15 protein-coding genes are annotated in these 19,363 nt (G+C 60.7%); 12 read left to right on the top strand and 3 right to left on the bottom strand.

Annotation, left to right across the window (positions count from 1 at the left end; genetic code table 11):
* Window positions 1-10 precede the first annotated feature (10 nt).
* The 7 genes from apaG to AC1RL5_RS10150 all read left to right on the top strand — a co-directional run bounded on the left by apaG (window position 11) and on the right by AC1RL5_RS10150 (window position 8,093).
* Window positions 11-391 (top strand): Co2+/Mg2+ efflux protein ApaG, encoded by a 381-nt coding sequence (gene apaG / locus AC1RL5_RS10120; RefSeq protein WP_011063828.1) that lies wholly within the window; start codon window positions 11-13, stop codon window positions 389-391.
* Window positions 391-1,260, top strand: a complete 870-nt coding sequence (locus tag AC1RL5_RS10125; protein WP_072443663.1) for a symmetrical bis(5'-nucleosyl)-tetraphosphatase — start codon at window positions 391-393, stop codon at window positions 1,258-1,260. Before apaG ends, AC1RL5_RS10125 begins: the two co-directional genes overlap by 1 nt.
* A 33-nt stretch (window positions 1,261-1,293) precedes the next feature.
* Window positions 1,294-1,623 carry a thiosulfate sulfurtransferase GlpE gene (glpE, locus tag AC1RL5_RS10130; protein ID WP_011063830.1) on the top strand — a complete coding sequence of 110 codons (330 nt, stop codon included), beginning with the start codon at window positions 1,294-1,296 and terminating at the stop codon, window positions 1,621-1,623.
* A 299-nt stretch (window positions 1,624-1,922) separates the two neighbouring features.
* Window positions 1,923-3,845 (top strand): PrkA family serine protein kinase, encoded by a 1,923-nt coding sequence (locus tag AC1RL5_RS10135; RefSeq protein ID WP_011063831.1) that lies wholly within the window; start codon window positions 1,923-1,925, stop codon window positions 3,843-3,845.
* Between the two features lie 118 nt (window positions 3,846-3,963).
* Entirely contained in the window at window positions 3,964-5,238 is a 1,275-nt protein-coding gene (locus AC1RL5_RS10140; protein ID WP_011063832.1) for a YeaH/YhbH family protein, read from the top strand.
* The gene (locus AC1RL5_RS10145; RefSeq protein WP_492589377.1) at window positions 5,235-6,797 is read left to right on the top strand and encodes a SpoVR family protein; all 1,563 of its coding nucleotides are present in this window, start codon (window positions 5,235-5,237) and stop codon (window positions 6,795-6,797) included. Before AC1RL5_RS10140 ends, AC1RL5_RS10145 begins: the two co-directional genes overlap by 4 nt.
* A gap of 66 nt (window positions 6,798-6,863) precedes the next feature.
* Window positions 6,864-8,093 carry a multifunctional CCA addition/repair protein gene (locus AC1RL5_RS10150; RefSeq protein ID WP_065365134.1) on the top strand — a complete coding sequence of 410 codons (1,230 nt, stop codon included), beginning with the start codon at window positions 6,864-6,866 and terminating at the stop codon, window positions 8,091-8,093.
* Between the two features lie 46 nt (window positions 8,094-8,139).
* On the opposite strand, the gene folK is transcribed toward AC1RL5_RS10150, so the two are convergent.
* Window positions 8,140-8,655: a 2-amino-4-hydroxy-6-hydroxymethyldihydropteridine diphosphokinase gene (gene folK, locus AC1RL5_RS10155; protein ID WP_072451747.1), complete on the bottom strand. Its 516-nt coding sequence runs from the start codon at window positions 8,653-8,655 to the stop codon at window positions 8,140-8,142.
* Window positions 8,646-8,999: a dihydroneopterin aldolase gene (gene folB / locus AC1RL5_RS10160; RefSeq protein WP_011063836.1), complete on the bottom strand. Its 354-nt coding sequence runs from the start codon at window positions 8,997-8,999 to the stop codon at window positions 8,646-8,648. The genes folK and folB overlap by 10 nt, the downstream gene beginning before the upstream one ends.
* 74 nt (window positions 9,000-9,073) lie before the next feature.
* Between folB and plsY the strand changes: the two genes are divergently transcribed.
* Window positions 9,074-9,643 (top strand): glycerol-3-phosphate 1-O-acyltransferase PlsY, encoded by a 570-nt coding sequence (gene plsY, locus AC1RL5_RS10165; protein ID WP_492589376.1) that lies wholly within the window; start codon window positions 9,074-9,076, stop codon window positions 9,641-9,643.
* A gap of 45 nt (window positions 9,644-9,688) precedes the next feature.
* On the opposite strand, the gene tsaD is transcribed toward plsY, so the two are convergent.
* Window positions 9,689-10,714 (bottom strand): tRNA (adenosine(37)-N6)-threonylcarbamoyltransferase complex transferase subunit TsaD, encoded by a 1,026-nt coding sequence (gene tsaD / locus AC1RL5_RS10170; RefSeq protein ID WP_011063838.1) that lies wholly within the window; start codon window positions 10,712-10,714, stop codon window positions 9,689-9,691.
* A gap of 200 nt (window positions 10,715-10,914) precedes the next feature.
* Here tsaD and rpsU point away from each other — a divergent pair, with 200 nt between their 5' ends.
* From rpsU to AC1RL5_RS10190, 4 genes are all read left to right on the top strand, one after another.
* On the top strand, window positions 10,915-11,130 hold the full coding sequence (rpsU, locus tag AC1RL5_RS10175; RefSeq protein WP_002551877.1) for a 30S ribosomal protein S21: 216 nt from the start codon (window positions 10,915-10,917) through the stop codon (window positions 11,128-11,130).
* Between the two features lie 483 nt (window positions 11,131-11,613).
* Entirely contained in the window at window positions 11,614-13,587 is a 1,974-nt protein-coding gene (gene dnaG / locus AC1RL5_RS10180) for a DNA primase (protein ID WP_019094980.1), read from the top strand.
* Window positions 13,588-13,654: 67 nt separating this feature from the next.
* Entirely contained in the window at window positions 13,655-15,502 is a 1,848-nt protein-coding gene (rpoD, locus tag AC1RL5_RS10185; protein ID WP_011063840.1) for an RNA polymerase sigma factor RpoD, read from the top strand.
* A gap of 112 nt (window positions 15,503-15,614) precedes the next feature.
* Window positions 15,615-19,358, top strand: coding sequence for a bifunctional diguanylate cyclase/phosphodiesterase (locus tag AC1RL5_RS10190; protein WP_072451748.1), 3,744 nt, complete (start codon window positions 15,615-15,617; stop codon window positions 19,356-19,358).
* The last annotated feature ends 5 nt before the right edge of the window (window positions 19,359-19,363 follow it).

Here is a 19,363-nt window from a genome sequence, read left to right on the forward strand (position 1 = left end):
GGCCTCTTGCATGTCCGATCCTCGTTACCAGGTCGACGTCAGCGTCGTCACTCGCTTTCTGGCAGACCAATCGCAACCCGAGCAGAACCGCTTCGCTTTCGCCTACACCATCACCGTGCAGAACAATGGCTCCCTTCCAGCCAAGCTGCTGTCCCGGCACTGGGTGATCACCGATGGCGACGGGCATGTCGAAGAGGTCCGTGGTGCCGGCGTGGTGGGCCAGCAACCGCTGATCGCCGCAGGCAAAAGCCACACCTACAGCAGCGGCACGGTAATGACCACCCGGGTTGGCAACATGCAGGGCAGCTATCAGATGCTCGCCGAGGATGGCAAACAGTTCGACGCCGTCATTGCGCCCTTCCGCCTGGCCGTGCCCGGAGCCTTGCACTGATGGCGACCTACGCCGTCGGCGACCTGCAAGGCTGCCTGGAACCTCTGCAATGCCTGCTTGAACAAGTAGCCTTCGATCCCGCACGGGATCGCCTGTGGCTGGTGGGCGACCTGGTCAACCGTGGCCCGCAGTCGCTGGAAACCCTGCGCTACCTGTATTCGATCCGCGACTCGCTGGTCTGCGTGCTGGGCAATCACGACCTGCACCTGCTGGCCGTCTGGCGCAACGTCGAGCGCCTGAAGAAATCCGACACTCTGCGCGAGATCCTGGAGGCTCCCGATTGCGAGGAGCTCTTGCAGTGGCTGCGCCAGCAGAAGCTGATGCATTACGACGAAGCCCGCAACATCGCCATGGTCCACGCCGGCATAGCCCCCCAGTGGTCGCTGAAGAAAGCCCAGAAATGTGCCGCCGAAGTCGAAGAAGCGTTGCGCGACGACAACCTCTTCGACCCCTTCCTGGACGGCATGTATGGCAATGATCCAGCGAAATGGGACAGTGATCTCAAAGGCGTGACCCGCCTGCGGGTCATCACCAACTACTTCACCCGCATGCGCTTCTGTACCAGCGACGGCAAGCTGGACCTCAAGAGCAAGGAGGGCCTGGACACCGCACCACCGGGCTACGCCCCCTGGTTCAGCCACAAGGAGCGCAAGACCCGGGACCTGAAGATCATCTTCGGCCACTGGGCAGCCCTGGAAGGCCATTGCAACGAGCCCGGCATCTTCGCCCTGGACAGCGGCTGCGTCTGGGGCGGGGCCATGACCCTGCTGAATGTCGATAGCGGAGTACGCCTGACCTGCGAATGCGATGCCCAGGGCCGCACCGCCGCTCTTTCCCCCGCCCCCCTGCCGGCACCGGCAAAGCGCTAGCCGGCGCTGATTATCAAGCTCCAGGAGCCCGCCATGAGCGAATTCAAACGCATCCCCCCAGAACAGGCCCAGGCACTGCGCGAGCAAGGTGCCGTGGTGGTGGACATCCGCGATCCGCAAACCTACGCACTAAACCACATCAGTGGCTCGCAACACCTGGACAATCACTCCATTTCCGACTTCATCCGCGCTGCTGACCTCGACGCTCCGCTGGTAGTGGTTTGCTATCACGGAAACTCGAGCCAGAGCGCGGCGGCCTACCTGGTCAGCCAGGGCTTTTCCGACGTCTACAGCCTGGATGGCGGCTTCGAACTGTGGCGCAGCACTTATCCGGCGGAAACCGCTCAGGGCAACCCTGAATAATTTTTTTCCGACGCTCTAGCCCGCGTACGACGCGGGCTGACGCAGTACCAGACGAACGGTAGCGGGCAACTAATTCCCCATCTCGCCTTGACCTCCCGGATTCCGAACTATCCTTAGCCTCAGGCCATCCAAATCAGGGGAGAGCCGGTACACCGGCGAGCGGGTCATCGGTACTAGCTTTCAAGGTCGATAGCTTTGAAAGTGTTCTGGGGGGTAAACAGCAGCTGGAAACTCAGCTGCATGCCAGCACTTGACTGACTGATCCGACGCCGGCTCCACGTATCGAGCGAGGTGACGTCATGAGTATTTTTAGCCACTTCCAACAACGCTTCGAATCCACACGCCAGGAAGAGTTTTCGCTGCAGGAATACCTGGAGCTGTGCAAGAAGGATCGAAGCGCCTACGCCTCGGCCGCCGAGCGCCTGCTGCTGGCCATCGGCGAGCCCGAATTGCTGGATACCTCGACCAATTCGAGGCTGTCGCGAATCTTCTCCAACAAAGTGATTCGCCGCTATCCGGCGTTCGAAGACTTCCATGGCATGGAAGAATGCATCGATCAGATCGTCTCCTACTTCCGTCATGCCGCTCAGGGCCTGGAAGAAAAGAAACAGATCCTCTATCTGCTGGGGCCGGTGGGCGGTGGTAAATCCTCCCTCGCCGAGAAACTCAAGCAACTGATCGAGAAAGTGCCCTTCTACGCCATCAAGGGCTCTCCGGTCTTCGAATCACCGCTGGGCTTGTTCAACGCCACGGAAGATGGCGCGATTCTCGAAGAAGACTTCGGCATTCCCCGGCGTTACCTCAACACCATCATGTCGCCCTGGGCCACCAAGCGCCTGTCGGAGTTCGGCGGCGACATCAGCCAGTTCCGGGTGGTGAAACTCTATCCGTCGATCCTCAACCAGATTGCCGTGGCCAAGACCGAGCCTGGGGATGAGAACAACCAGGACATCTCGGCCCTCGTGGGCAAGGTGGATATCCGCAAGCTGGAAGAATTCCCCCAGAACGACGCCGACGCCTACAGCTACTCCGGGGCACTGTGCCGGGCCAACCAGGGCCTGATGGAATTCGTCGAAATGTTCAAGGCACCGATCAAGGTGCTGCACCCACTGCTGACCGCGACGCAGGAAGGCAACTACAACAGCACCGAGGGCCTGGGGGCGATTCCGTTTACCGGCATTCTGCTGGCCCACTCCAACGAGTCGGAATGGCACACCTTCCGCAACAACAAGAACAACGAAGCCTTCATCGACCGGATCTATATCGTCAAGGTGCCGTACTGCCTGCGGGTCACCGATGAGGTGAAGATCTACGACAAGCTGCTGTTCAACAGCTCCCTGGCCAAGGCCCACTGCGCCCCCGACACCCTGAAGATGCTGGCGCAGTTCACCGTGCTTTCGCGCCTCAAGGAGCCGGAGAACTCCAACATCTACTCGAAGATGCGGGTGTATGACGGCGAAAACCTCAAGGACACCGATCCCAAGGCCAAGTCGATCCAGGAATACCGTGACAGCGCCGGCGTCGATGAGGGGATGAACGGGCTGTCGACTCGCTTTGCCTTCAAGATCCTGTCGAAGGTCTTCAACTTCGACCCTCACGAAGTGGCGGCGAACCCGGTGCACCTGCTGTACGTGCTGGAACAGCAGATCGAGCAAGAGCAGTTCCAGGCAGAAACCCGCGAGCGCTACCTGCGCTTCCTCAAGGAATACCTGGCACCGCGCTACATCGAATTCATCGGCAAGGAGATCCAGACCGCCTACCTCGAGTCCTACAGCGAGTACGGCCAGAACATCTTCGACCGCTACGTGCTCTATGCGGACTTCTGGATCCAGGATCAGGAATACCGCGATCCGGAGACCGGCGAAATCCTCAATCGCGTGGCCCTCAACGAGGAACTGGAAAAGATCGAAAAACCGGCCGGGATCAGCAACCCGAAAGATTTCCGCAACGAAATCGTCAATTTCGTCCTGCGCGCCCGGGCCAACAACAACGGCAAGAACCCCACCTGGCTCAGCTACGAGAAGCTGCGGGTGGTCATCGAGAAGAAAATGTTCTCCAACACCGAGGACCTGTTGCCGGTCATCAGCTTCAACGCCAAGGCGAGCAAGGAGGATCAGCAGAAGCACAACGACTTCGTCACACGAATGGTCGAGCGCGGCTACACCGACAAACAGGTACGGCTGCTATCCGAATGGTATCTGCGGGTCAGAAAGTCGCAGTAAAGCAGCTGCAAGCTTCTAGCCCCAAGCTGCGGGCACCTTGCCGTAGAGCCCTTGCGGGCTCTGCTGCAACGCTGCCTACCGCTTGAAGCTTATGTCTTGAAGCTCCCCGGAGGGGCCCATGAGCTATGTGATCGACCGACGTCTCAATGGCAAGAACAAGAGCACGGTAAACCGCCAGCGGTTTCTGCGGCGCTACCGTGACCACATTAAAAAGGCCGTCGAAGAGGCGGTTAGCCGGCGCTCCATCACCGACATGGAGCATGGCGAGCAAATCAGCATTCCCGGGCGGGATATCGACGAGCCGGTGCTGCACCACGGCCGTGGCGGCAAGCAGACCGTGGTTCACCCAGGCAACAAGGAATTCACTGCCGGCGAGCACATTGCCAGGCCTCAAGGCGGCGGTGGGGGCGGTGGCGGCCGGGGCAAGGCCGGCAATTCCGGCGAAGGCATGGACGAGTTCGTGTTCCAGATCACCCAGGAGGAATTCCTCGAATTCATGTTCGAGGACCTGGAACTGCCCAACCTGGTGAAACGCAACCTGACCGGCACCGACACCTTCAAGACCGTACGAGCCGGGATCAGCAACGAAGGCAACCCGGCTCGGATCAATATCATCCGTACCTTGCGTTCGGCCCACGCTCGGCGCATTGCCTTGTCCGGCAGCAGCCGGGCCAAGCTGCGCGAAGCCAAGGAAGAACTGGCGCGCCTGAAGCGGGAAGAACCGGACAATTTCGGTGATATCCAGGAGCTTGAGGCGGAAATCGAGCGCCTGAGTGCCCGGATTCACCGCGTGCCCTTCCTCGACACCTTCGACCTCAAGTACAACCTGCTGGTGAAACAGCCCAACCCCAGCTCCAAGGCGGTGATGTTCTGCCTGATGGACGTTTCCGGCTCCATGACCCAGGCCACCAAGGACATCGCCAAGCGTTTCTTCATCCTTCTGTACCTGTTCCTCAAGCGCAACTACGACAAGATCGACGTCGTGTTCATCCGCCACCACACCAGTGCCCGGGAAGTGGACGAAGAGGAATTCTTCTATTCCCGGGAAACCGGCGGCACCATCGTCTCCAGCGCCCTGAAGCTGATGCAGGAGATCATGGCCGAACGCTACCCGAGCAACGAGTGGAACATCTACGCCGCCCAGGCCTCCGATGGCGACAACTGGAACGACGACTCGCCGATCTGCCGCGACATCCTGATCAACCAGATCATGCCGTTCGTGCAGTACTACACCTACGTGGAAATCACTCCGCGGGAGCACCAGGCCCTGTGGTTCGAGTACGAACGCATCGCCGAGGCCTTTTCCGATACATTCGCCCAGCAGCAACTGGTTTCGGCCGGAGACATCTATCCGGTCTTCCGTGAACTCTTCCAGCGCAGGTTAGTGACATGACCGCCAGAGAGCAGAAGCGCCAACCCATCTCCACCGGCTCGGAATGGACCTTCGAGCTGATCCAGGCCTACGACCGTGAAATCAGCCGTATCGCGGCCCGCTATGCCCTGGACACCTACCCCAACCAGATTGAAGTGATCACCGCCGAGCAGATGATGGACGCCTATGCCTCGGTGGGCATGCCCCTGGGCTATCATCACTGGTCCTACGGCAAGCACTTCCTCAGCACCGAAAAATCCTACAGCCGGGGCCAGATGGGCCTGGCCTACGAAATCGTCATCAACTCCGACCCTTGCATTGCCTATCTGATGGAAGAGAACACCATCTGCATGCAGGCGCTGGTGGTGGCTCACGCCTGCTATGGCCACAACAGCTTCTTCAAGGGCAACTACCTGTTCCGCACCTGGACCGATGCCAGCTCGATCATCGACTACCTGGTGTTCGCCAAGCAGTACATCATGCAATGCGAGGAGCGCCATGGCATCGATGCCGTGGAAGATCTGCTGGACTCCTGCCATGCCTTGATGAACTACGGTGTCGACCGCTACAAGCGGCCCTACCCGATTTCCGCCGAGGAAGAACGGCGCCGGCAGAAAGACCGGGAGGAACACCTGCAGAAACAGATCAACGACCTGTGGCGCACCATTCCCAAGGGCGCGGACAAGTACAGCGACAAGGACAATGCGCGCTTCCCCGCCGAACCTCAGGAAAACATCCTCTATTTCATCGAAAAACACGCGCCACTGCTGGAGCCCTGGCAGCGCGAGATCGTGCGCATCGTGCGCAAGATCGCCCAGTACTTCTACCCGCAACGCCAGACCCAGGTGATGAACGAAGGCTGGGCTACCTTCTGGCACTACACCTTGATGAACGATCTGTACGACGAGGGCCTGGTCACCGATGGCTTCATGATGGAATTCCTCACCTCCCATACCAGCGTGGTATTCCAGCCAGGCTTCGACAGCCCCTACTACAACGGCATCAACCCCTATGCCCTGGGCTTTGCCATGTACCGCGACATCCGACGCATCTGCGAGGAGCCCACGGAAGAGGACCGGCGCTGGTTCCCGGAACTGGCCGGCACCGACTGGCTGTCGAGCATCAAGTTCGCCATGAGCAGCTTCAAGGACGAGAGCTTCATCCTGCAGTACCTGTCGCCCAAGGTCATCCGCGATCTCAAGCTGTTCAGCATCATGGACGACGACCAGAAGGACGACTTGCTGGTACCGGCAATCCATGATGAAAGCGGCTACCGGATCATCCGTGAAACCCTGGCCGCGCAATACAACCTGGGCAACCGCGAACCCAACGTGCAGATCTGGAGCATCGACCGCCGGGGCGACCGCTCCTTGACCCTGCGTCATCAGCAACACGACCGTAAACCCCTGGGGGATTCCACCGACGAAGTGCTCAAGCACCTGCACCGCCTCTGGGGCTTCGACATTCACCTGGAAACCCTGCAGGGCGATCAGGTGATGAAAACCCACCACGTACCGCCAAAGAGCGATCACACCGAAAACGACTACGGTCGCCTGGACCTGGCGGTTATCCACCTTTAAGCCCGATAACAAGCCTCCGGATGCGCGATACAAGGGTTATCCTGTCGCGCTAACGGAGGTTTTTTTATGCGGATTTACAAAGTCGGCGGCGCCGTGCGCGATCGCCTGCTGGGCAGGCCGGTTACCGATATCGACTGGGTGGTAGTGGGTGCCAGCGCAGAGGAGATGCTCGCCAAGGGCTTTCGCCCCGTGGGCGCAGACTTCCCGGTGTTCCTGCACCCCAAGAGCGGCGAGGAATATGCCCTGGCCCGCACCGAGCGCAAGAGTGGGCGGGGTTATGGCGGTTTCACCTTCCATGCCAGCCCGGAAGTCACCCTGGAAGAGGACCTGATCCGTCGCGACCTGACCATCAACGCCATGGCCGAAGATGAACAGGGCCGCCTCACCGATCCCTACAACGGCCAGAAGGACCTTGAAGAGCGGCTATTGCGCCACGTTTCCCCGGCATTCGCCGAAGATCCCCTGCGAGTACTGCGGGTCGCCCGCTTCGCCGCCCGCTACGCCGGGCTGGGTTTTCGCGTGGCGCCAGAGACACTCGAGCTGATGCGCGAACTCAGTGAATCCGGTGAGCTTCAGGCCCTGACGGCCGAACGCAGCTGGAAAGAGATATCTCGCGCCCTGATGGAGGATCAGCCCCAGGTCTTTATCCAGGTATTGCGCGACTGCGGCGCGCTGGCGGTGCTGATGCCCGAAATCGACGCACTGTTCGGCGTACCTCAGCCCCCGGTCCACCACCCGGAGATAGACACCGGCGCGCACACCCTCAGCGTTCTGCTGCAAGCCGCGTTGCATCAGCAACCCCTCAGCGTGCGCTGGGCCTGCCTGCTCCACGACCTTGGCAAGGGGCTGACACCCGAGGAGGAGTGGCCACGGCACATTGGCCATGAGCGCACAGGCCTGGAACTGATCAAGGCGGTCAATGAACGCTTCAAGGCGCCCCGGGAATGCCAGGAGCTGGCACTGCTGGTGGGCCAGTACCATACCCACGGCCACAAGGCGCTGGAACTCAAGGCCTCGACACTCCTGGAACTATTGCAAAGTTTCGACGTGTTCCGACGCCCACAGCGTTTCGAAGAGTTCATAGCGGCATGCGAAATGGATGCTCGCGGCCGTCTTGGGCTGGAGTCGCGGCCTTATCCACAGGCCGATTATCTGCGAGGAGCCGCCGAGGCGGCGCGCAAGGTTGCGGTTCAACCCTTGCTGGAACAGGGGTTCAAGGGGCCGCAACTGGGCGAGGCACTAAGGCTGGAGCGACTGAAGGCCATCAAGGCCTACAAGGAACAACACGCGCCTTGAGTGAGTCGCGGACCGCCCCGCCTGGTCCGCGATTAGCCGAGGGTAGCTACAGGTCTGGAGGGGTCAATTGCATACCCCGCCATTCGAAGGCGACCGGGGCCAGCACCTGATCGATCTGCGCCTCAGCCCAGAGCGCCCCGAGGCTCTTGCCCGCCAGCGGATGCACCCGCTCGGGCGCCATCAGCGACAGCGGCCAAAGCACGAAGGCGTTCTTCAGAATCTCTGCCCGGGGCAAGATCAGGCCATCGAAATTGCCGGTCAGTTCACCGTAGAGCAATACATCGATATCCAGCGGCAGGCCTCTCCGATCAGGGGCATAACGGCCGTTATCGGCCTCGATGAACTTCAGGCGCCGGTCCAGCTCGGTCAGAGGCAAGTCGGTAAAAGCCGTCACCACCAAGTTGAAAAACGGGCCGCTCTTGATCCCCACCGGCTGGCTTTCGAACACCGGCGAGCAACGCATATCCACCAGAAAACCGGCCAGGGCATCGAGCCCGGCCCGCAGATGAACTTCACGCTCGATATTGCTACCGAGCCCCAGATACACCTGAGTCAGCGACATCCGCGCTCGATCTCCACACCCACACCCGAGGCAGCCGGAACGGCGCCAGGCTTGGTCAGTTTCAAGCGCAACCAAGGGATGTGAAATTCATTCATCAGAACCTCGGCAAGGCGCTCGGCAAAGGTTTCCACCAACTGGTACTGGGCATGCTCGGCAAACGCCTGGATCCGGGTGGAGACACTGGCATAGTCCAATGCCAGCGTCAGATCATCTCCAGCAGCTGCCGGGCGATTGTCCCAGGCAAAGCTCAGATCAAGACGCAGGCACTGTCGGATGCCGCGCTCCCAGTCGTAGGCACCAATCACGGTGTCCACTTCCAGCCCTTCGATAAACACTCTGTCCAAGCACTCTTCTCCGCAGCACGACAAGGGCGCAATGCGCCGTTAGAATCAGGGCTTCCTCGCCCGGAATAGTTAGCATGTTTTGGTTACTGGCGATTTTCGCCTACCTGCTCGGCTCTCTGTCCTTCGCCATTTTGCTCAGCCGCCTTACGGGTAATCCCGACCCGCGAATGAGTGGCTCGGGTAATGCCGGCGCCACCAACATGCTGCGCCTGGCCGGCAAGAAGCTCGCAGTCCTGACCCTGCTGGGAGATCTGTGCAAAGGCCTGGTGCCTGTGCTGATCGCCCACCTCGCGGGCTTGTCCCTGCAACAACAGGCCTGGGTGGGGCTCTATGCCGTCCTCGGCCATCTGTTTCCACTGTACTTCCGCTTCCGCGGCGGCAAGGGTGTCGCCACCGCCGCCGGCATGCTGCTGGGGCTCTACCCCCCGGCCGCGCTGCTGGCCATCGCCGCCTGGACGCTGACCTTCTATCTCACTCGTACCAGTTCACTGGCCGCACTGATCGCCACACCCCTGACCTTGCCACTGCTGGCCTGGCAGGAACCGGAGGCGCTATTGCCGATGAGCGTGCTGACACTGCTGATCGTCTGGCGCCACCGCGGCAATTTACGCGACCTGTTTGCCGGGCGCGAACGGCATTTTTGAATCCCTCAGATGTAAAGGCCTCAGCCCGAGCCTCCCCGCATGAAATCAGAGAGCTGACAACTGCTCCATCGGCCAACGCGCCTGTACGCTGATCGCCAGGCTTTCCTGCTGCCCGGCCTGCAAGCGCTGGCAACCGGCAAAGGCGATCATCGCTCCGTTGTCGGTGCAGAACTCGGGACGGGCGTAGAACACATTGCCCTTCATTTCAGCCAGCATCTTTTCCAGCGAGGCGCGCAATGCCTTGTTGGCACTTACACCTCCCGCAATAACCAGACGTTTGAGACCGGTCTGCTTCAAGGCACGCTTGCATTTGATGGTCAGAGTCTCCACCACCGCCTGCTGGAACGCGAGGGAGATGTCGCAACGGGTTTGCTCGCCGTCGTCTCCAGCGCTGACGCACTGCTGCCAGGTGTTCAAAGCGAAGGTTTTCAAGCCGCTGAAGCTGAAATCCAGCCCCGGGCGATCGGTCATCGGCCGCGGAAAGACAAAGCGCCCCGCTACGCCCTGAGTCGCCAGGCGCGCAATCTCGGGGCCGCCCGGATAATTCAGGCCGATCATCTTCGCCGTCTTGTCGAATGCCTCGCCTGCGGCGTCATCCAGGGTCTCGCCCAACAACTCGTATTGGCCGATACCATCGACCCGAACCAACTGGGTATGACCACCGGACACCAACAAAGCGACGAACGGGAATTGCGGAGGTTGCTCCTCCAGCATCGGCGCCAGCAGGTGGCCCTCCATATGGTGCACGCCCAGGGCTGGAATGCCCCAGGCAAAGGCCAGCGCCTGGGCGCAGGAAGCCCCCACCAGCAAGGCACCGACAAGGCCGGGGCCAGCGGTGTAGGCAATCGCGTCGATCTCGGTAGGCACGCAGTCGGCCTCGGCCAGCACCTGGCGGATCAAGGGCAGCATGCGCTTGACGTGATCCCGGGAGGCCAGCTCCGGCACCACGCCACCGTAGGCGCGATGCAGGTCGATCTGGCTGAACAGCGCATCGGCCAGCAGGCCCCGCTCACTGTCGTATAACGCGACGCCGGTTTCGTCGCAGGACGTTTCTAATCCCAGTACTAGCATGGGTTTGCGCCTTGTAGAGGCTGAATTCGAAGGCGCGCATAATAGTCGCCACTCCCGCGCCCGACCAGCGGTTTTCGATCAGAGGCTTTGCATTCCGAGCGTTGAGGGGTTAACATCCGCAACCCTTAAAAACCGACGACCTCAGCCGCGATTTTTGCGACGAGAACGTTGACCCCGGTAATGAATGAAGGTAGCTCTGGATGCCAGCCGTCAAAGTTAAAGAGAACGAACCCTTCGACGTAGCTCTGCGTCGTTTCAAGCGCTCCTGCGAAAAAGCCGGTGTTCTGGCTGAAGTTCGTAGCCGCGAATTTTACGAGAAGCCGACTTCTGAGCGTAAGCGCAAAGCAGCTGCTGCTGTTAAGCGTCACGCCAAGAAAGTTCAGCGCGAACAGCGCCGCGCCGTACGTCTGTACTAATACACAGACGTTCGTTGCAAGCTTCTGCCAAGCCCGGCCCTCAGCCGGGCTAATGGCATTTGCGGAATACGCTTGATGCTTCACCGTCGAAGCCGCCCATGCGACCCAGACGATTCTGCTTCACCACGTCAGACCTGGCTTCTTGCCAGCGGTGCACGTCTTTTCTGACGAGCCTTCCAAGGCTACTGACGAGCACACCCTTTTCTGATTCCTACAGACGATCAGCCCAAGGCGCCCTTCTCCAGCGCCCGCTTAATGAGCTATCCGAGGCCCGCCCAAAGCCACTGTCGGACTCAGCGCGACATCTTCAAATAGTCGAATACTGATTGAAACTAACGTCAGTGGACGTTCGGCAGATACACTTCCCGACTGCGATCACGCCGAAAACCAGGGTCGAGCCGCGCAACCTCACGCTTGGCCGCCACCTGAGCTTTCGACAGTGTCGCCAGGGCTATCTTTGCGCGCAGTGATGACGAGAACGCCATGGCCGGGCTTATTCCCCAGAGCTTTATTGACGACCTTCTGAACCGCACCGACATCGTCGATGTCGTCAGTTCACGCCTGCAAATCAAGAAAGCCGGCAAGAACTACACCGCCTGCTGCCCCTTCCACAAGGAAAAGACCCCCTCCTTCAGCGTCAGCCCCGACAAGCAGTTCTACTACTGCTTCGGCTGCGGCGCAGGCGGGAACGCCCTCGGCTTCATCATGGACCACGACAACCTGGACTTTCCCCAGGCCGTCGAGGAACTGGCGAAGGCGGCTGGCATGGAAATCCCCCGCGAAGAGAGCAGCCGCGGCCAGCGCAAGCCTCGGCAACCCACCGACTCACCGCTGTATCCGCTGCTCACCGCCGCCGCCGACTACTACCGCCAGGCCCTGAAAAGCCATCCAGCGCGCAAGGCTGCGGTCGACTACCTGAAGGGGCGCGGCCTTACCGGCGAGATCGCCCGGGACTTCGGCCTGGGCTTCGCTCCGCCTGGCTGGGACAACCTGTTCAAACACCTGAGCAGCGACACCCTGCAGCAGAAAGCCATGATCGATGCCGGCCTGCTGATCGAGAACGCCGAGACCGGCAAGCGCTATGACCGCTTTCGCGACCGGGTGATGTTCCCGATCCGCGACACTCGCGGTCGAATCATCGCCTTCGGTGGCCGGGTTCTGGGGGACGATAAGCCCAAATACCTGAACTCTCCGGAGACCCCGGTCTTTCACAAGGGCCAGGAACTCTACGGCCTGTTTGAAGCCCGCAAGAACAACCGCAACCTCGACGAAATCATCGTTGTCGAGGGCTACATGGACGTCATCGCCCTGGCCCAGCAAGGCCTGCGCAATGCCGTGGCCACCCTGGGTACCGCCACCAGCGAAGAACACCTCAAGCGCCTGTTCCGCATCGTACCCAACGTACTGTTCTGCTTCGACGGTGACCAGGCTGGGCGCAAGGCCGCCTGGCGCGCCCTGGAGGCGACCCTGACCTGCTTGCAGGACGGGCGCCGCGCGCGCTTTCTGTTCCTTCCCGAAGGCGAAGATCCGGATACCCTGGTCCGCTCCGAAGGCACCGATGCCTTCCGCGCTCGAATCAACCAGCACGCACAGCCGCTGGCCGATTACTTTTTCCAGCAACTGATCGATGAAGCCGATCCGCGCTCACTGGAAGGCAAGGCCCATCTGGCGACCCTGGCCGCGCCCCTGATCGAGAAGATCCCCGGGGCCAACCTGCGCACCCTGATGCGCCAGCGCCTGAGCGAAATCACCGGCCTGACCAACGAAACGGTCAACCAACTGGCCCACAGCGCACCGCCCGAAGCGCCACCCGCCTACGACGCAGGCATCGATTACGACGCGATGCCGGATTACGCCGACTACCATGAGCCGCATCAGGAGGCGTACGCCCCACAACAAGAGTGGACGCCAAAGAAAAATGCCGGCGGCAAGAAGTGGGAAAACAAACCCTGGGACAAGAACGGCAAGGGCAAGCGCCAGGGCGACCGCGACCAACCACGCGGCCCGCGCATTCCCGCTGCAGTGGAACCGCCGACCCTTTCAGCCTTGCGCACTTTGCTGCATCACCCTCAACTGGCAGAAAAAGTTGAAGATGCCGGGCATTTTGCCGATGACGACAACACCAATACCCAGTTGCTGGTGGCTCTGATCGAAGCCGTGCAGAAAAATCCTAAGCTACGCTCTATTCATCAATTGATGGCGCGCTGGCACGGCACCCAGCAAGGGCATCTGCTCACCGCATTGGCGGAAAAAGAATGGCTGATCGACGGAGATAACCTTGAACAACAGTTTTTCGACACCATTAATAGTTTGTCAGCTCGCCAACGCGAGCGTGTTTTAGAGCAACTTCTCAGGAAATCGCGTCAAAGCGAGCTCAGCAGCGAAGAGAAAAAACAGCTGGTTGAGCTTCTAAAACGCAATGTTCCCGCATCAAACCCGACCTCAACTGGCGCGTGAGGTCATAGCTCGGGTATAATCCTCGGCTTGTTTTTTGCCCGCCAAGACCTTCAGTGGATAGGGTGTTATGTCCGGAAAAGCGCAACAGCAGTCTCGCCTCAAAGAGTTGATCAGCCGTGGACGTGAGCAGGGTTACCTGACTTACGCGGAGGTCAACGACCACCTGCCGGAGGATATTTCAGATCCGGAACAGGTGGAAGACATCATCCGCATGATCAACGACATGGGGATCAACGTATTCGAGAGTGCTCCGGATGCGGATGCCCTTTTGTTGGCCGAAGCCGATACCGACGAAGCAGCAGCTGAAGAAGCCGCCGCAGCGTTGGCGGCTGTGGAAACCGACATTGGTCGCACTACCGACCCAGTGCGCATGTACATGCGCGAAATGGGCACGGTAGAGCTGCTCACACGTGAAGGCGAAATCGAAATCGCCAAGCGTATCGAAGAGGGTATCCGTGAAGTGATGGGCGCAATCGCGCACTTCCCTGGCACGGTTGATCACATCCTCTCCGAGTACACTCGCGTCACCACCGAAGGTGGACGCCTGTCCGACGTTCTCAGCGGGTACATCGACCCGGATGACGGCATTACGCCGCCTGCCGCCGAAGTGCCACCGCCTGTCGACACCAAGACCGCGAAAGCGGATGACGACAGCGAAGACGAAGAAGCGGAAGCGACCGAAGACGAAGAAGAAGCCGAAAGCGGTCCGGATCCGGTCATCGCCGCACAGCGCTTTGGCGCCGTCGCCGACCAGATGGAAGTCACCCGCAAGGCGCTGAAGAAACACGGCCGCGAGAACAAGCAAGCCATCGCCGAAATGCTGGCCCTGGCTGAACTGTTCATGCCGATCAAACTGGTTCCGAAGCAATTCGAAGGCCTGGTTGAACGTGTACGCAGTGCCCTGGATCGCCTGCGCCAGCAGGAACGCGCCATCATGCAGCTCTGCGTGCGTGATGCCCGCATGCCACGTGCCGACTTCCTGCGCCAGTTCCCGGGCAACGAAGTGGATGAAAGCTGGACCGACGCCCTGGCCAAAGGCAAGAGCAAGTACGCCGAAGCCATCGCCCGCCTGCAGCCGGACATCATCCGTTGCCAGCAGAAGCTGACCGCTCTTGAAGTCGAAACCGGCTTGAAGATCGCCGAGATCAAGGACATCAACCGTCGCATGTCGATCGGTGAGGCCAAGGCCCGCCGCGCGAAGAAAGAGATGGTTGAAGCCAACCTGCGTCTGGTGATCTCCATCGCCAAGAAGTACACCAACCGTGGCCTGCAGTTCCTCGACCTGATCCAGGAAGGCAACATCGGCTTGATGAAAGCGGTGGACAAGTTCGAATACCGTCGCGGCTACAAGTTCTCGACTTATGCCACCTGGTGGATCCGTCAGGCGATCACTCGCTCGATCGCCGACCAGGCCCGCACCATCCGTATTCCGGTGCACATGATCGAGACGATCAACAAGCTCAACCGTATTTCCCGGCAGATGCTGCAGGAAATGGGTCGCGAACCGACTCCGGAAGAGCTGGGCGAACGCATGGAAATGCCTGAGGACAAGATCCGCAAGGTATTGAAGATCGCCAAAGAGCCGATCTCCATGGAAACCCCGATCGGTGATGACGAAGACTCCCATCTGGGCGACTTCATCGAAGACTCGACCATGCAGTCGCCAATCGATGTCGCCACGGTTGAGAGCCTGAAGGAAGCAACTCGCGAAGTACTCTCCGGCCTCACTGCCCGTGAAGCCAAGGTACTGCGCATGCGCTTCGGCATCGACATGAATACCGACCATACCCTCGAGGAAGTCGGTAAGCAGTTCGATGTGACCCGTGAGCGGATCCGCCAGATCGAAGCCAAGGCGCTGCGCAAGCTGCGCCACCCGACGCGAAGCGAGCATCTGCGCTCCTTCCTCGACGAGTAAGCCCAAGACCCCCAGCCCAGCTGGGGGTTTTGCTTTTTGCAGCCCGTCCTTCTTTCCCCACCCCATAGCCCGTCTACACTCGAAACATTCCCCGTGCCATAACGAGACGGTTATGCCCAGACTGTCGGCCATGCTCCTGCTGGCGCTGCTCACCTGGACCGCAACGGCTGGCGCGCTGACTCTCACCGACGAAGAACGTAGCTGGCTCAAGACTCACCCGGAACTGCGCCTGGGTGTGGACGCTTCATGGCCGCCTTTCGAGTATCGGGATGAAGAAGGCCGTTATCAGGGCCTGGCCGCGGACTACATCCATCTGATCCAGGAGCGCCTGTCCGTAAACCTCAAGCCCGTCGAGCCCGCCAGCTGGACCGCGGTGCTAGAGGACGCCAAGCAGGGCAAGCTGGACCTGCTGCCCGGGATCATGTCGACCCCCGAACGCCAGAGCTACATGGCCTTCACCCGGCCTTACCTGGACTTCCCCATCGTCATCCTCGCCCATGAAGGCGGCGCGCAACCCCACAACCTCAAGGAACTGTACGGCCTCAAGATAGCGGTGGTGGAAAACTACGCCCCTCACGAACTGTTGCGCACCCACCACCCGGACCTGAACCTGGTGGCCATGCCCAATGTCAGCTCGGCGTTGCAGGCCCTGGCCACCGACGAAGTGGACGCCGTGGTCGGCGACCTTGCCTCCAGTGTCTGGAGCCTGCGTCAGCTCAAGCTCGACGGTCTCTACGTCAGCGGCGAAACCCCCTATCGCTATCAGCTGGCGATGGGCGTCCCGCAGGAAAACAAGGTCCTGGTAAGCATTCTCGACAAGGTGCTCGCCGACCTCAGCCCCGAGGAAATCAGCACCATCCAGCAACACTGGGTGGGCAGCGTGCTCGACCACAGGACCTTCTGGTCGGATGTCCTGATGTATGGCCTGCCCGGTCTTCTGTTGCTGGTCACCGTGCTGGCGGTGGTGATCCGCATCAACCGCCGCTTGAGCTCGGAAATTTCCCGGCGGGTCGCCCTGGAACAGGAACTGCGCAGCAGCGAATACCACTACCGCAGCCTGGTGGAAAGCCTGTCCGCGATTGCCTGGGAAGCGCGCATCAGCGACTTTACCTACAGCTATGTCTCGCCCCATGCCGAAGCCCTGCTGGGCTATCCCCTGGCCCATTGGCTGATTCCCGGCTTCTGGCGCAACATCATCCACCCCGCGGACCTGACCCGGGCCCAGGCCTTCTGCGATCACGAAGTGCAGGCCGGGCGAGATCACAGCCTCGATTACCGGGTGATCGCCGCCGACGGCCGCTGCCTCTGGGTGCGCGACATCGTCAGCCTGATCGAGCATGGCCACGAACCGGTGATGCGCGGGCTGATGATCGACATCAGCGAGACCAAGCACACCGAAGAGGCCCTGCGCCTGTCCGAACAGAAGTTCGCCTCGGTGTTCCAGCAATGTCCGGACATCCTGGTGATTGCCCGGCTGTCCGACGGCTGCCTGCTGGAAGTCAACAAGGCCTTCGAGGAGCAGATCGGCCTGAGCGCGCAAAGCGTGGTTGGCCAGACCGCCACCGAGCTCAATATCTGGGGCATCCCCGGGGTCGGGCCGGGGCTGCTGCAACGCTTGCAGGCCGGCAGCATCCGTAATCTGGAAATGCCTTTTCGCCGGCATAACGGCCAGTTGTTCACCGGCCTGATCTCCGCTGAGCCCTTCGACCTCGACACCACGCCGGCGCTGGTGGTGGTGGTGCGCGACATCACCCAGCTCAAGGAGACCCAGCAACAACTGCAGACCTCCGAGGAGAAGTTCGCCAAGGCCTTCCATGCCTCCCCCGATGGCCTGCTGCTGACCCGTCAGCGCGACGGGCTACTGATCGAGGTCAACGAAGGCTTCAGTCGCATCACCGGCTTCAACAGCGCCATGTCGCTGGACCGCTCGACCCTGGACCTGGGCATCTGGGTCAATCTCAATGAGCGCAAGCAGATGCTCGACCTGCTGCAGCGCGATGGTTTTGTCCGCGACTTCAACTGCCATATCCGGCGCAACGATGGCCAGATCCGCCTCTGCGAGCTGTCTAGCCGGCCACTGCCCATCGGCGGTGACGACTGCATGCTGACCATCGCCCGGGACATCACAGACCGACGCCTGATGCAGGAGAAGCTGCAACAGGCGGCGACCGTATTCGAAAGCACGGCCGAAGGCGTGATGATCACCGATACCCAGCAGCGCATCAGCGCAGTCAATCGCGCCTTCAGCGAAATCACCGGCTACAGCGAACGTGAAGCCCTGGGCCACACTCCGCGCCTGCTTGCCTCGGGCCTGCATGACAGCGCCTTCTACGCCGCGATGTGGCATCAGTTGACCCTGGAGGGCCACTGGCAGGGTGAGATCTCCAACAAGCGCAAGAACGGTGAGCTTTATCCCAACTGGCTGACCATCAACGCGGTGCGCAACCGGGAAAACCAGATCACCCATTTCGTCGCGGTGTTCGCCGATATTTCCAGCCTCAAGCACGCCCAGGCGAGGCTCGACTACCAGGCTCACCACGACCCCCTGACCGGCCTGCCGAATCGCACCCTGTTCGAAAGCCGGCTGCTCAGTGCCCTCAATAACCAACAGGACAACGGCAGCCAGGGCGCGGTGCTGTTCCTCGACCTGGACCGGTTCAAGCACATCAACGACAGCCTCGGCCACCCGGTGGGCGACCTGCTGCTCAAGGGCATCGCCGTGCGTCTGAAGGAACAGCTGAGGGATATCGACACCGTGGCCCGCCTGGGTGGCGACGAATTCATCATCCTGCTGCCGGGCCTGCACCAGGCCAGCGATGCCGATCACATCGCCACCAAGCTGCTGAACTGCTTTACCGCCCCCTTCCAGGCCGGCGAACACGAGTTCTTCATCAGTGCCAGCATCGGCACCAGCCTGTACCCCAAGGACGGCTGCGATGTCGCCACCCTGATCAAGAACGCCGACGCCGCCATGTATCGCTCCAAGGCCAAGGGCCGCAACCGCGTGGAGCGCTACACCCGAGACCTGACCGCCCAGGCCAGCGAACGGGTAGCCCTGGAGCACGAGCTGCGGCGAGCCATAGAGCGCAACGAGCTGTCACTGTATTTCCAACCCAAGATCAGCCTCAGCAACCACGAGCTGGTGGGCGCCGAAGCCCTGATCCGCTGGCATCACCCCACTTTCGGCGATGTGCCCCCCGAGCACTTCATTCCCCTGGCCGAAGAAAACGGCATGATCCTGCTGATCGGCGACTGGGTACTGGAACAGGCCTGCCTGCAACTCAACAACTGGAACCGGCGCTTTGAGGATTTCGGCCCACTGTCGGTGAACCTCGCCGGCGCCCAGTTGCGCCAGCCCAACCTGCTGGGGCGCATCGAGCAACTGCTGCGCGACTATGACCTGCAGCCCGGAATGCTACAGCTGGAGATCACCGAGAATTTCATCATGAGCCAGGCCGAAGAAGCCCTGGAAGTGCTGCATCAGCTCAAGCGCCTGGGCGTGCAATTGGCCATCGACGACTTCGGCACCGGCTACTCGTCCCTCAGCTACCTCAAGCGCCTGCCCCTGGATTTTCTCAAGATCGACCAGTCCTTTGTCCGCGGGCTGCCGGACGACCCCCACGACGTGGCGATAGTCCGCGCCATCATCGCCCTGGGGCGCAGCATGCAGTTCACGGTAATTGCCGAAGGCGTGGAAAACCAGGAGCAGCAGACCTTCCTCACCCTGGAAGGCTGCGAACAGATCCAGGGTTATATCGTCAGCCTGCCCCTTGAAGCCGAGGAGTTCTGTACGACCTTCCTGCGGATCCGAGTTTCCGATTTTTCGGATAGCACAGCCGAGAAACCATCGCTATAATCCGG

The organism is Pseudomonas sp. GW822-FHT06D10, from assembly GCF_058799535.1.

What these genes read in the sequence shown, in the direction of transcription:
- apaG (WP_011063828.1), top strand. Translation starts at nt 11, where the DNA reads ATGTCCGATCCTCGTTACCAGGTCGACGTCAGCGTCGTCACTCGCTTT.
- rpsU (WP_002551877.1), top strand. Translation starts at nt 10,915, where the DNA reads ATGCCAGCCGTCAAAGTTAAAGAGAACGAACCCTTCGACGTAGCTCTG.
- glpE (WP_011063830.1), top strand. Translation starts at nt 1,294, where the DNA reads ATGAGCGAATTCAAACGCATCCCCCCAGAACAGGCCCAGGCACTGCGC.
- AC1RL5_RS10140 (WP_011063832.1), top strand. Translation starts at nt 3,964, where the DNA reads ATGAGCTATGTGATCGACCGACGTCTCAATGGCAAGAACAAGAGCACG.
- AC1RL5_RS10190 (WP_072451748.1), top strand. Translation starts at nt 15,615, where the DNA reads ATGCCCAGACTGTCGGCCATGCTCCTGCTGGCGCTGCTCACCTGGACC.
- AC1RL5_RS10150 (WP_065365134.1), top strand. Translation starts at nt 6,864, where the DNA reads ATGCGGATTTACAAAGTCGGCGGCGCCGTGCGCGATCGCCTGCTGGGC.
- plsY (WP_492589376.1), top strand. Translation starts at nt 9,074, where the DNA reads ATGTTTTGGTTACTGGCGATTTTCGCCTACCTGCTCGGCTCTCTGTCC.
- AC1RL5_RS10135 (WP_011063831.1), top strand. Translation starts at nt 1,923, where the DNA reads ATGAGTATTTTTAGCCACTTCCAACAACGCTTCGAATCCACACGCCAG.
- AC1RL5_RS10145 (WP_492589377.1), top strand. Translation starts at nt 5,235, where the DNA reads ATGACCGCCAGAGAGCAGAAGCGCCAACCCATCTCCACCGGCTCGGAA.
- folK (WP_072451747.1), bottom strand. Translation starts at nt 8,655, where the DNA reads ATGTCGCTGACTCAGGTGTATCTGGGGCTCGGTAGCAATATCGAGCGT.
- dnaG (WP_019094980.1), top strand. Translation starts at nt 11,614, where the DNA reads ATGGCCGGGCTTATTCCCCAGAGCTTTATTGACGACCTTCTGAACCGC.
- rpoD (WP_011063840.1), top strand. Translation starts at nt 13,655, where the DNA reads ATGTCCGGAAAAGCGCAACAGCAGTCTCGCCTCAAAGAGTTGATCAGC.
- AC1RL5_RS10125 (WP_072443663.1), top strand. Translation starts at nt 391, where the DNA reads ATGGCGACCTACGCCGTCGGCGACCTGCAAGGCTGCCTGGAACCTCTG.
- tsaD (WP_011063838.1), bottom strand. Translation starts at nt 10,714, where the DNA reads ATGCTAGTACTGGGATTAGAAACGTCCTGCGACGAAACCGGCGTCGCG.